Here is an 11,085-nt window from a genome sequence, read left to right as displayed (position 1 = left end):
GGGTCGGCCACGCCTGGACGTACGAGCCGTTGAGGACGCCGCCCGGCAGTGGCGTTCTTGAGCTGGTGCTCGCCCAGGTGGCGGCCGCCCGCCGCACCGGACCCCGCTGACCTGCTCCGTCCCGGTTCAGCTACTACCGCCCTGACCTGGGGTTTTGATGCTTCTTTAGCCTTCTCTTTACCTATACTTGGTAATTCCTGTACTGTTCTTCGAGCGGAGGGGAGTACTCCCGATCGCGGCGTTCCCGTCAGTACGGACTGTGACCGGTCCCGGGGCGCCGGCCAGGCGCGCAGCCCGCGCGCCCAGGTGGAAGAGACCTCCGGCAGCGACGACGCTGATCAGTAGCCGTAGCGAACTGCCGGAGGCGCAGTGGACGTTTCATGGACCCTCTGGGCGCTGACCATTCTTGGTCTGAGCGCCCTCATCGCCGTCGACTTCTTCATCGGGCGCAAGCCCCATGACGTGTCGACCAAGGAAGCCGGAATCTGGACGATCGTCTGGATCGCGCTGGCCGTCCTCTTCGGACTCGGCCTGCTCGCCTTCGGCGAGACCCAGGCCTCGGGCGAGTTCTTCGCCGGCTTCATCACCGAGAAATCGCTGAGCGTCGACAACCTCTTCGTCTTCGTGCTGATCATGGCGAAGTTCTCGGTGCCCTCCCACCTCCAGCAGCGGGTGCTGCTCTTCGGCGTACTGATCGCACTGGTGCTGCGGGCGGTCTTCATCGCCGCGGGCGCCGCGGTCATCGCCAACTTCTCGTGGGTCTTCTACATCTTCGGCGCGTTCCTGATCTTCACCGCCTGGAAGCTCATCCAGGAGGCGCGGGCCGACGACGAGGAGGAGGAGGAGTTCGAGGAGAACCGCCTCCTGAAGACGATCGAGCGCCGCTTCGGGGTCGCCGACAGGTACCACGGCACCAAGCTCTTCATCCGCAACAACGGCAAGCGCGTCCTGACGCCCCTGATGGTCGTCATGCTCGCCATCGGCACCACCGATGTGCTGTTCGCGCTGGACTCGATCCCGGCGATCTTCGGGCTGACCCAGGACCCGTACATCGTCTTCACCGCCAACGCCTTCGCCCTGATGGGGCTGCGGCAGCTGTACTTCCTGATCGGCGGTCTGCTGAAGAAGCTGGTCCACCTCAGCTACGGGCTCTCGGTGATCCTCGGCTTCATCGGCGTCAAGCTGGTGCTGCACGCCCTGCACGAGTCCGGGGTGAACGTCCCCGAGATCTCCATCCCGGTCTCGCTCGGCGTCATCTGCGGCGTGCTGGTGATCACCACGATCACCAGCCTCCTCGCCAACAAGAAGCAGGCCGCCGCGGAGGCCGCGGAGGCCGATGACAGCGCGGACAAGGGCGCCGGAATCGACGCCTGACCGGCCGCGAGGCCGTGACGCACACGGTGCGGCCCCGGTGGCGTCCGCTCCGCGGAGCGGACGCCACCGGGGCCTTTTTCACCAGCCGCGGGCGCGCCACTCGGGCAGCTGCGGACGCTCGTCGCCGAGCGTGGTGTCGTGGCCGTGGCCCGGGTAGACCCAGGTCTCGTCCGGCAGCGGGGCGAAGAGCTTGGTCTCCACATCGTGCAGCAGGCTCACGAACGCCTCGGGGTCCTTGAACGTGTTGCCGACCCCGCCCGGGAAGAGGCAGTCCCCGGTGAACAGGTGCGGAGCGCCGTGCGGGTCGTCGTAGAGGAGCGCGATCGACCCCGGCGTGTGCCCGCGCAGATGGCGGGCGGTCAGGGCGACCTGCCCGACCCGGATCGTGTCGTTGTCCTCGACGAGCACATCGGTGGGGACCGGGATTCCCTCGGCGTCGTGGCGCCCGGCGTACGTACGCGCACCGGTGGCCGCCACGACCTCGCCCAGCGCCTGCCAGTGGTCGCCGTGCCGATGGGTGGTGACGACCGAGGCGATCGAGTCGTCACCGATCAGCCTCAGCAGGGTCCCGGCCTCGTTGGCCGCGTCGATCAGGAGCTGCTCGCCGGTGGCCCGGCAGCGCAGCAGGTAGGCGTTGTTGTTCGTCGGGCCGACGGCGACCTTGGAGATCATCAGATCCGTCAGCTCGTGCACGTCCGCCCGCCCGCCGACCTTGACCGCTCCGCTGTACGTCATGCGTCTCAGCCTATAGCGGGGGCAGTACGGGCAGGGGCAGTCCGCCCTCGACGGTCAGCGCCGACCCGTCGCGGCGCCCGCTGAGCCAGCCGAGCAGCTCGGGGGCCGTGCCGCGGACCGCGGCGGGGCCGCCCTCCGCTCCGCCGCCCGTCGTCCAGGACCGGCCCTTGTCGTCGGCCACACCCGTGGACACCACATCCGGGTGTCCGCCGAACCGCTCGGCGAGGAAATCGATCTCGCGGGCGGCGAACTCGTCGGGCAGATCCTCCAGCTCGTATCCCAGCCCCAGGTCGACATGGTGCAGCTCGACCTCGACGCGGCGGCGGAAGGGGATCCGGGAGGCCGAGTCCGTCACACCGTTGCGCAGCGTGACGGTGCGTGACCAGTCGGCCGGGGCCGCGGCGGCCGCCGTGAAGCGGGCCGCGCTCGCCGCCAGGTCGGCCAGCTGTTCGGCCTGCGGCCGGGGCGCGTCGCGCTCGATGTCACCGTCGCGGGTTTCGCTGTCTGCGTACATCGGCCGGCCCTGGAGAACATTTACCAGCGCGTCGGCGTTACGTGAGAGGTGCGCGACGACATGACCCCGGCTCCAGCCGGGCAGCCGCGACGGCCGGGCGAGCTCGGAGTCGTCCAATTTCTCGGTGGCGCTGAGCAGCCGTTCGGTCGCTTCACGTAGGGCGTCCAGGTCGTGCGCGTGATCAATCATGGGGCCGAGCGTAGCCCCGCCACTCATTCGGGTGAAGGAGTCATCAGCCGTCCGTAAATCGAATGCGCGTGCTATACGCTCGGAGTCGAAAGCTCCGTACATCGCTGTGGCACCCCCCATACCCTGGGGCAGGGGCTCAGTTCCCCCGCTTCTCTCTAGAAAGGTGCGGACCGGCGTGGCCGACCGTCTCATCGTCCGTGGCGCTCGCGAGCACAACCTCAAGAACGTCTCGCTCGACCTTCCCCGCGACTCCCTCATCGTCTTCACCGGGCTCTCCGGGTCGGGCAAGTCGTCGCTCGCGTTCGACACGATCTTCGCCGAGGGGCAGCGCCGTTACGTGGAGTCCCTCTCCTCGTACGCCCGGCAGTTCCTCGGCCAGATGGACAAGCCGGACGTCGACTTCATCGAGGGTCTGTCGCCCGCCGTCTCCATCGACCAGAAGTCGACCTCGCGCAACCCGCGCTCGACGGTCGGCACCATCACCGAGGTCTACGACTACCTCCGGCTGCTCTTCGCCAGGATCGGCAAGCCGCACTGTCCCGAGTGCCGCCGCCCGATCTCGCGCCAGTCGCCGCAGGCCATCGTGGACAAGGTGCTCGGCCTGCCCGAGGGCAGCCGTTTCCAGGTGCTCTCGCCGCTGGTGCGCGAGCGCAAGGGCGAGTTCGTCGACCTCTTCGCGGATCTGCAGACCAAGGGGTACAGCAGGGCCAGGGTCGACGGCGAGACCATCCAGCTCTCCGAGCCGCCCGCGCTCAAGAAGCAGGAGAAGCACACCATCGAGGTGGTCATCGACCGCCTCACCGTCAAGGACAGCGCCAAGCGCCGGCTGACCGACTCGGTCGAGACCGCGCTGGGCCTCTCCGGCGGCATGGTCGTGCTCGACTTCGTCGACCTCCCCGAGGACGACCCCGAGCGTGAGCGGATGTACTCCGAGCACCTCTACTGTCCGTACGACGACCTCTCCTTCGAGGAGCTGGAGCCGCGCTCCTTCTCCTTCAACTCGCCCTTCGGCGCCTGCCCCGACTGCACGGGCATCGGTACGAGGATGGAGGTCGACCCGGAGCTGATCGTCCCGGACGAGGAGAAGTCCCTCGACGAGGGTGCGATCCACCCCTGGTCGCACGGCCACACCAAGGAGTACTTCGGGCGGCAGATCAACGCGCTCGCCGAAGCCCTCGGATTCCGTACGGACATCCCCTGGGCCGGGCTGCCGCAGCGCGCCAGGAAGGCCCTGCTGCACGGCCACAAGATCCAGACCGAGGTCCGCTACCGCAACCGGTACGGGCGCGAGCGCGCCTACACCACCCCCTCCTTCGAGGGCGCGGTGCAGTTCGTCAAGAGGCGGCACTCCGAGGCGGAGAGCGACTCCAGCCGGGAGCGCTTCGAGGGCTACATGCGCGAGGTGCCCTGCCCGACCTGCGAGGGCACCAGGCTCAAGCCGATCGTCCTCGCGGTGACGGTGATGGAGAAGTCCATCGCCGAGGTCTCCGCGATGTCGATCAGCGAGTGCGCCGAGTTCCTCGGCCGGATGAAGCTGAACGCCCGCGACAAGAAGATCGCCGAGCGAGTGCTCAAGGAGGTCAACGAGCGGCTGAAGTTCCTGGTCGACGTGGGCCTGGACTACCTCTCGCTGAACCGTGCGGCCGGCACCCTGTCCGGCGGCGAGGCGCAGCGCATCCGGCTCGCCACCCAGATCGGCTCCGGTCTGGTCGGCGTGCTCTACGTACTGGACGAGCCGTCCATCGGCCTGCACCAGCGCGACAACCACCGGCTGATCGAGACCCTGGTCCGGCTCCGCGACATGGGCAACACGCTCATCGTCGTCGAGCACGACGAGGACACCATCAAGGTCGCCGACTGGATCGTCGACATCGGCCCCGGCGCCGGCGAGCACGGCGGCAAGGTGGTCCACTCCGGATCGCTCAAGGAGCTGCTGGCCAACGACAAGTCGATCACCGGTCAGTACCTGACCGGCAAGAGGTCGATCACGATGCCCGACATCCGGCGTCCCGTCGACCCCTCGCGCCTGCTCACGGTGCACGGCGCCCGGGAGAACAACCTCCAGGACATCGACGTCTCCTTCCCGCTCGGGGTGCTGACCGCCGTGACCGGTGTCTCCGGCTCGGGCAAGTCGACGCTGGTCAACGACATCCTCTACACCCACCTGGCGCGCGAGCTGAACGGCGCCAAGTCGGTCCCCGGCCGGCACACCCGGGTCGACGGGGACGATCTCGTCGACAAGGTGGTGCACGTCGACCAGTCGCCCATCGGCCGTACGCCCCGGTCCAACCCGGCCACGTACACCGGTGTCTTCGACCACGTCCGCAGGCTGTTCGCGGAGACGATGGAGGCCAAGGTCCGCGGCTATCTGCCGGGCCGGTTCTCCTTCAACGTCAAGGGCGGCCGCTGCGAGAACTGCTCCGGCGACGGCACCATCAAGATCGAGATGAACTTCCTGCCGGATGTGTACGTCCCGTGCGAGGTCTGCCACGGAGCGCGCTACAACCGGGAGACCCTGGAGGTCCACTACAAGGGCAAGTCCATCGCCGAGGTGCTGGACATGCCGATCGAGGAGGGCCTGGAGTTCTTCGAGGCCGTGCCGACCATCGCGCGGCATCTGCGGACGCTCAACGAGGTCGGCCTCGGATACGTCAGGCTCGGCCAGTCCGCGCCGACGCTCTCCGGCGGTGAGGCACAGCGGGTGAAGCTGGCCAGCGAGCTCCAGAAGCGCTCGACCGGCCGCACGGTCTACGTGCTGGACGAGCCGACCACCGGTCTGCACTTCGAGGACATCTCCAAGCTCATCAAGGTGCTCTCCGGCCTGGTCGACAAGGGCAACACGGTGATCGTCATCGAGCACAACCTCGATGTCGTCAAGACCGCCGACTGGGTCATCGACATGGGTCCCGAGGGGGGCAACGGCGGCGGTCTGGTCATCGCCGAGGGAACCCCGGAGTACGTGGCCGGGGTCCCCGCCAGCCACACCGGAAAGTTCCTCCAGGGCATCCTGGACGCGGACCGGGTCAGCGAGGCGGCGGTTCCCGCGGCCCGTAAGCCGGTCGGCAGGACGGCCGCGAAGAAGGCGGTCGCCGCGAAGTCCGGCCCCGCCAGGAAGACGGCGACGGCGAAGACGGACCGGAGCACCACGGCCAAGGCCACCGGGGCGGCTGCGGGTAAGAAGCCGGCGGCGAAGAAGCCGGCGGCGAAGAAGCCGGCGGCGAAGAAGGCGGCCGGCGCGCGCAAGGCCTGACGGCCGGACGAGGCGGCGGTTCCCGACCGGGGACCGCCGCCTCGCGCACGACCGGCGTCGGGGCCCCGTCTCGGCGCCGTCGCCTCCTCGGCGCCACCAGCATGGCTCTGACCAGGCGCGATCGGGTGCGACCGGGCCGGGCGCAGAGGCGTCCGTCTCCGCCGGTATCGTCGGATACGTCACCGATGCCTCCGCCGCCACTGCGGTCCCAGGCACCTCTGGCACCGCACCTCATTCCCTCCGACCAGTGGAGACCGCATGTCCGGCCAGCCCGCCGCCCGCCGTACCGTGCTGAAGGGCGCCGCTCTCGCAGGCGTCGCCGGGCTGGGAGTGAGCGCCTGCTCGACCGACTCGAAGCTCGGGCACGCCCAGACGCCGACCCCCACCGCACCCGTGGAGCTCGGCGCCCCGGACGAGGTCCCGGTCGGCGAGTCCAAGCTCTACCGCGAACAGCGCGTCATCGTCACCTGCCCGGCCAAGGGCCAGTACAAGGCATTCAGCGCCCAGTGCACCCACGCGGGCTGCCTGCTGGACAAGGTCGAGGACAACGAGGGGCACTGCCCCTGCCACGGCAGCCTCTTCGACACCACCACCGGCAAGGCCGTGCACGGTCCGGCGACCGTGCCGCTGCCCTCCGTCCCGGTCAGGGTCGAGGGCGGCCGGCTGGTCGCCGGCCCCGACGCCTGAACCGGCCGGTCCGAGATCCGAACCGGCCGGTCCGGCACACGGCCGGTCCCGCGTCCGCGGCCCGGCTCACTCCCAGTCCCAGTCGATGCCGACCAGACCGGGCCGCACCCCCTGCTCCACCAGATGGACCGTCCGGTGGCGGCCGGTGAGGGTGAGGTCGGTCCGGGCGCCGCGCGGCGCACCCGTGGAAACCTGTGCGAAGCGCCGGCACCGTACCGGCAGCGCCTCCTCGTCGAACCGGACCTGGAGCACGTACTGCCCGCCGCCGAAGCTGAAACCGCGCACGTACTCGCCGCACGGCCCTCCCGTACCGTCCTCGAAGCCGTAGCCGAAGAGGTACGTCTCGCCCGCCCGCAACCGGGTGTCGAAGAGCAGCTCGGCGACCAGCACCCCCGTCTCCGCGTCCCAGCGGACCCGCCCCGTCCGGCAGTTCTCCCGGGCGCTCACCCCGACCCGGGCCGGATCACAGCCCGGATCGCCGCGGTACACGGCGAGATAGCGGTCGATCCCGTCGCGGTGGGCGCGCACCACATGCTGGGAGTCACGGCGCTGCATCCGGCGGCCGGGCCCGATCCGTACCCGCTCCTGGTGCCCCACCGTGTGCAGCCCGCCGTCCGCGGGTGACTCCATCGCGGTGAGCAGCCGCTCCACCGCGCCGGACCCGTCCATCAGGGAACGGTACGAGCGGGCCGGCGGGCGGTCGGCCTCCGTGCGGGCCCCCCCGGCCCCCAGCAGCCCGAGCAGCGAGTTCCCCGGCAGCTCCAGTACCTCCTCCAGCGCCTTCACCGCCCGCAGGGACTCCGGGCGCTGCGGACGCCTGGCCCCCTGCTGCCAGTAACTCAGGCTGGTCACGCCGACCTTGACCCCGCGGTGCGCCAGATGGTGCTGCACCCGCTGGAGCGGCAGCCCGCGCACCGAGAGCGCGGTGCGCAGCGCCAGATGGAACGGGCCGGTGTGCAGCACTTGCGCCAGTTCGGCCTCGGTGCGCTGCATGGGTCCTCCAGGTGAACGTTCACGTCGTGCGGGAGCGGGGCCGCGCCGACGGATGCCGGTCCGCAGGTGGCCAGGGGGAGGCGTTCACGTGTCCGCCCCTGGCGTTCACACCGCGATGTTCCCCCGCATTGAAGCGTGTTGACCCGTTCCCGACAACGGTTGATGCTCCTCGACAGAGTCCGGACGCGCTCCTTGGAACCCCCACCCCCCGCCCCGGGAGGAACGCCATGCGCAACCGAAGAGTCAGGCCCCGACGGCTGTCCGTCACGGCCGTACTCGCCGCCCTGCTGCTCGCCGTACCGACGGCGACCGCCACCGCGGCGGACCAGAACCGCTCCGCAGCCTCCGCCACCGGCACCCTCGCCGCAGCCCAGCGGCTGAACATCACCATGCAGGCCCAGCAGAAGGCCAACTGGTGCTGGGCCGCCGCGGGCAACACCGTCTCCGCCTGGTTCGGCCGGAACCACACCCAGAACGAGTTCTGCAACGCCGCGTTCGGCCGGGCCCAGGGCTATGAGTGCCCCAACTCGCAGGCCTCGCTCGGCAACGTCCAGGACGGTCTGTCCTGGGCCGGCATCAGCCCCGGTTCGTACGTCACCGGCTGGCTGCGCTACCCCACCGTGCAGGCCGAGATCTCCGCCGGGAGGCCGGTGGAGACCCGCATCCAGTGGTCCTCGGGCGGCGGCCACATGCACGTCCTGTACGGCTACGACGACGCGAACAGCTGGGTCTACTGGGGCGATCCCTGGCCCTCCAACAACCGCTACAACTGGGCCTCGCACGCCTGGTACGTGAACAACAGCGAGTTCTCCTGGACCCATTCGCTCTACCGGATCGGGGCGTGACGGCATGAACTCCACCGGTTCCCCGGCCCACCCCGCCGCACGTACCGCGCGCTCCGCCGCCGCGGCCCTCGCCGCGGCCGGCGTGCTGGCCGGGTCCGCACTGCTCACCGTCGGCGCCCCGCCGGCGGCCGCCGCCACCGGACCCGCGGCCACTCCGGCGGCCCTGGCGGCGGCCCATGAGGCGGCCACCGGCGCCGCCACCCTGGACACACTGTCCCGGTTCTTCGCCCGGGAGGGCGCGGTCACCAGGGCGGCGGCCGCCCCACGGATCGAGGGCGCTGCCGTGCCCGTACGCACACTGGCCGCGGACTTCGTCGCCGGTGACCCGGGGGCCGAGGTCGCCGGCCTCGACTACCTCGCCGTCACCGCCGTCTCCTCGGACGGGCAGAAGGCGTCCCTGTGGACGCTGCCCGAGCCGGGGAAGGACGGGCGGTGGCAGGTGGTGAACATCGCCACCGGCGACGACGAGGCCCGGTACACGGCCGCGGGCGCCCGCAAGCTGCCCGGCGGCACCGTGTTCCGGGAGCCGCAGATCGACGCCTGGTACGTCCAGAAGGGCAGCCGGGTGCTCCCGCTGGACCGGGACGCGGTGGGCGCGGTCGGGGCGGACGGCACCACCCTGGCCGCCTACCGCACCCGGGTGCGGGCCGCGTACGCGGACAAGCTCCCCGGCTCCGGATACGCCCGCTCCGGCCGGGCGGGCGGCTACGGATCCGCCGGAGCGGAACCGGCCGCAGGACGGCCGGGGTCCGGCGCCGGACGGTCCGGGCCGGCCATCGCGGCGCACACGGGCGCGGACACCGCGCTGACCGCGACCTCCGGCGCCGCGGCGGCGGGCGCCCTCGCCGTACTCGCCCTCTGCGGCGCGACGGCCCTGCGCCGCCACCGCCGCCGGGCCCGCTGACCGTCCCGGCGGAGCCTCGGCGCGGCTGACCGCGGTGGCCGCCCGCTCCTGCTGACCCCGTGCTCCGGGCCGCGTACCCCCAACGCGCGTTCCGGAGCACGGCGCCGTCCACGAGCACGCCGCGCTGTCACTGCCCGCAAGTAGGGTGGGAGACATGGCAGACCCCTCCAGCTACCGCCCCAAGCCGGGACAGATCCCCGACTCCCCGGGGGTCTACAAATTCCGCGACGAGCACCGCCGGGTGATCTACGTCGGGAAGGCGAAGAACCTGCGCCAGCGCCTGGCCAACTACTTCCAGGACCTGGCGGGCCTCCATCCGCGTACGCGCACGATGGTGACCACCGCCGCGTCCGTGGAGTGGACCGTCGTCTCCACGGAGGTCGAGGCGCTCCAGCTGGAGTACTCCTGGATCAAGGAGTACGACCCCCGGTTCAACGTCAAGTACCGCGACGACAAGAGCTATCCGTACCTCGCGGTCACGCTCAACGAGGAGTTCCCGCGCGTGCAGGTGATGCGCGGGGCCAAGAAGAAGGGCGTGCGCTACTTCGGTCCGTACGGCCACGCCTGGGCGATCCGCGAGACGGTCGATCTGATGCTGCGGGTCTTCCCCGTCCGTACGTGCTCCGCCGGTGTCTTCAAGAACGCCGCCAGGACCGGCCGCCCCTGCCTCCTCGGCTACATCGGCAAGTGCTCGGCCCCCTGCGTCGGCCGGGTGACGCCCGAGGAGCACCGCGAACTCGCTGACGACTTCTGCGACTTCATGGCCGGCCGCACCGGCGCGTACATCCGCCGCCTGGAGAAGGACATGATGGCGGCGGCCGAGGAGATGGAGTACGAGCGGGCGGCCCGCCTCCGCGACGACGCCGAGGCGCTCAAGCGCGCGATGGAGAAGAGCGCCGTCGTGCTCGCCGACGCCACCGACGCCGACCTCATCGCGGTCGCCGAGGACGAGCTGGAGGCCGCGGTCCAGATCTTCCACGTCCGGGGCGGCCGGGTGCGCGGCCAGCGCGGCTGGGTCACCGACAAGGTGGAGAACGTCGACACCTCCGGACTGGTCGAGCACGCGCTCCGGCAGCTGTACGGCGAGGAGGCCGGGGACGCCGTCCCCAAGGAGGTCCTCGTCCCGGCCCTCCCCGAGGACCCGGACGCGGTCTCCCAGTGGCTGGCCGATCGCCGGGGCTCCCAGGTCAGCCTGCGCATCCCGCAGCGCGGCGACAAGAAGGACCTGATGACCACGGTCCAGCGCAACGCCCAGCAGGCCCTGGGGCTGCACAAGACCAAGCGCGCCTCCGACCTGACCACCCGCTCGCGGGCCCTGGAGGAGATCGCCGGGGCGCTCGGCCTGGACACGGCACCGCTGCGCATCGAGTGCTTCGACATCTCCCACCTCCAGGGCGACGACGTGGTGGCGTCGATGGTGGTCTTCGAGGACGGCCTGGCCCGCAAGGGGGAGTACCGCCGCTTCCAGATCAAGAGCTTCGAGGGACAGGACGACGTCCGCTCGATGCACGAGGTGATCGGCCGGCGCTTCCGCCGCTACCTCCACGAGAAGGAGCGCACGGGGGAGTGGGAGGAGACCCCCGCGCCCACGGGC

At 70.7% G+C, this 11,085-nt stretch carries 9 protein-coding genes; 6 read left to right on the top strand and 3 right to left on the bottom strand.

All coding sequences use genetic code 11. The annotated features are described in order from the left end of the window. Positions 1-369 precede the first annotated feature (369 nt). Positions 370-1,374, top strand: a complete 1,005-nt coding sequence (locus tag J1C73_RS07115) for a TerC family protein (RefSeq protein WP_207315591.1) — start codon at positions 370-372, stop codon at positions 1,372-1,374. A gap of 78 nt (positions 1,375-1,452) precedes the next feature. On the opposite strand, the gene J1C73_RS07110 is transcribed toward J1C73_RS07115, so the two are convergent. Both J1C73_RS07110 and J1C73_RS07105 read right to left on the bottom strand, forming a co-directional pair. Then, complete coding sequence (locus J1C73_RS07110) at positions 1,453-2,109, bottom strand: MBL fold metallo-hydrolase (protein ID WP_207315590.1); 657 nt, start codon at positions 2,107-2,109, stop codon at positions 1,453-1,455. 10 nt (positions 2,110-2,119) lie between these two features. After that, positions 2,120-2,812: a maleylpyruvate isomerase family mycothiol-dependent enzyme gene (locus J1C73_RS07105; protein ID WP_207315589.1), complete on the bottom strand. Its 693-nt coding sequence runs from the start codon at positions 2,810-2,812 to the stop codon at positions 2,120-2,122. A 175-nt stretch (positions 2,813-2,987) separates the two neighbouring features. Here J1C73_RS07105 and uvrA point away from each other — a divergent pair, with 175 nt between their 5' ends. Together uvrA and J1C73_RS07095 are read left to right on the top strand one after the other, a co-directional pair. Then, entirely contained in the window at positions 2,988-6,062 is a 3,075-nt protein-coding gene (gene uvrA / locus J1C73_RS07100; RefSeq protein WP_207315588.1) for an excinuclease ABC subunit UvrA, read from the top strand. A gap of 258 nt (positions 6,063-6,320) precedes the next feature. After that, complete coding sequence (locus J1C73_RS07095) at positions 6,321-6,749, top strand: Rieske (2Fe-2S) protein (protein WP_207315587.1); 429 nt, start codon at positions 6,321-6,323, stop codon at positions 6,747-6,749. A 66-nt stretch (positions 6,750-6,815) separates the two neighbouring features. On the opposite strand, the gene J1C73_RS07090 is transcribed toward J1C73_RS07095, so the two are convergent. Then, the gene (locus J1C73_RS07090) at positions 6,816-7,742 is read right to left on the bottom strand and encodes a hypothetical protein (RefSeq protein ID WP_207315586.1); all 927 of its coding nucleotides are present in this window, start codon (positions 7,740-7,742) and stop codon (positions 6,816-6,818) included. Positions 7,743-7,969: 227 nt separating this feature from the next. Here J1C73_RS07090 and J1C73_RS07085 point away from each other — a divergent pair, with 227 nt between their 5' ends. The 3 genes from J1C73_RS07085 to uvrC form a co-directional block, all read left to right on the top strand. Further along, positions 7,970-8,587, top strand: a complete 618-nt coding sequence (locus tag J1C73_RS07085) for a papain-like cysteine protease family protein (RefSeq protein ID WP_207315585.1) — start codon at positions 7,970-7,972, stop codon at positions 8,585-8,587. 4 nt (positions 8,588-8,591) lie between these two features. After that, positions 8,592-9,491 (top strand): hypothetical protein, encoded by a 900-nt coding sequence (locus tag J1C73_RS07080; RefSeq protein ID WP_207315584.1) that lies wholly within the window; start codon positions 8,592-8,594, stop codon positions 9,489-9,491. A 154-nt stretch (positions 9,492-9,645) separates the two neighbouring features. Continuing rightward, a partial coding sequence (gene uvrC / locus J1C73_RS07075) for an excinuclease ABC subunit UvrC (RefSeq protein ID WP_207315583.1) occupies positions 9,646-11,085 on the top strand: 1,440 nt, incomplete at its 3' end.

The organism is Streptomyces laculatispora, assembly GCF_017353455.1.
Taxonomy (GTDB): domain Bacteria; phylum Actinomycetota; class Actinomycetes; order Streptomycetales; family Streptomycetaceae; genus Streptomyces; species Streptomyces laculatispora.
Note: the sequence above shows the minus strand (reverse complement) of the source record. Positions and strands in the feature narration are given on the sequence as shown.

Excerpts from the sequence above, each read along its gene's own strand:
- J1C73_RS07110 (WP_207315590.1), bottom strand. The coding sequence starts at position 2,109 with ATGACGTACAGCGGAGCGGTCAAGGTCGGCGGGCGGGCGGACGTGCAC.
- J1C73_RS07105 (WP_207315589.1), bottom strand. The coding sequence starts at position 2,812 with ATGATTGATCACGCGCACGACCTGGACGCCCTACGTGAAGCGACCGAA.
- J1C73_RS07095 (WP_207315587.1), top strand. The coding sequence starts at position 6,321 with ATGTCCGGCCAGCCCGCCGCCCGCCGTACCGTGCTGAAGGGCGCCGCT.
- J1C73_RS07090 (WP_207315586.1), bottom strand. The coding sequence starts at position 7,742 with ATGCAGCGCACCGAGGCCGAACTGGCGCAAGTGCTGCACACCGGCCCG.
- J1C73_RS07085 (WP_207315585.1), top strand. The coding sequence starts at position 7,970 with ATGCGCAACCGAAGAGTCAGGCCCCGACGGCTGTCCGTCACGGCCGTA.
- J1C73_RS07080 (WP_207315584.1), top strand. The coding sequence starts at position 8,592 with ATGAACTCCACCGGTTCCCCGGCCCACCCCGCCGCACGTACCGCGCGC.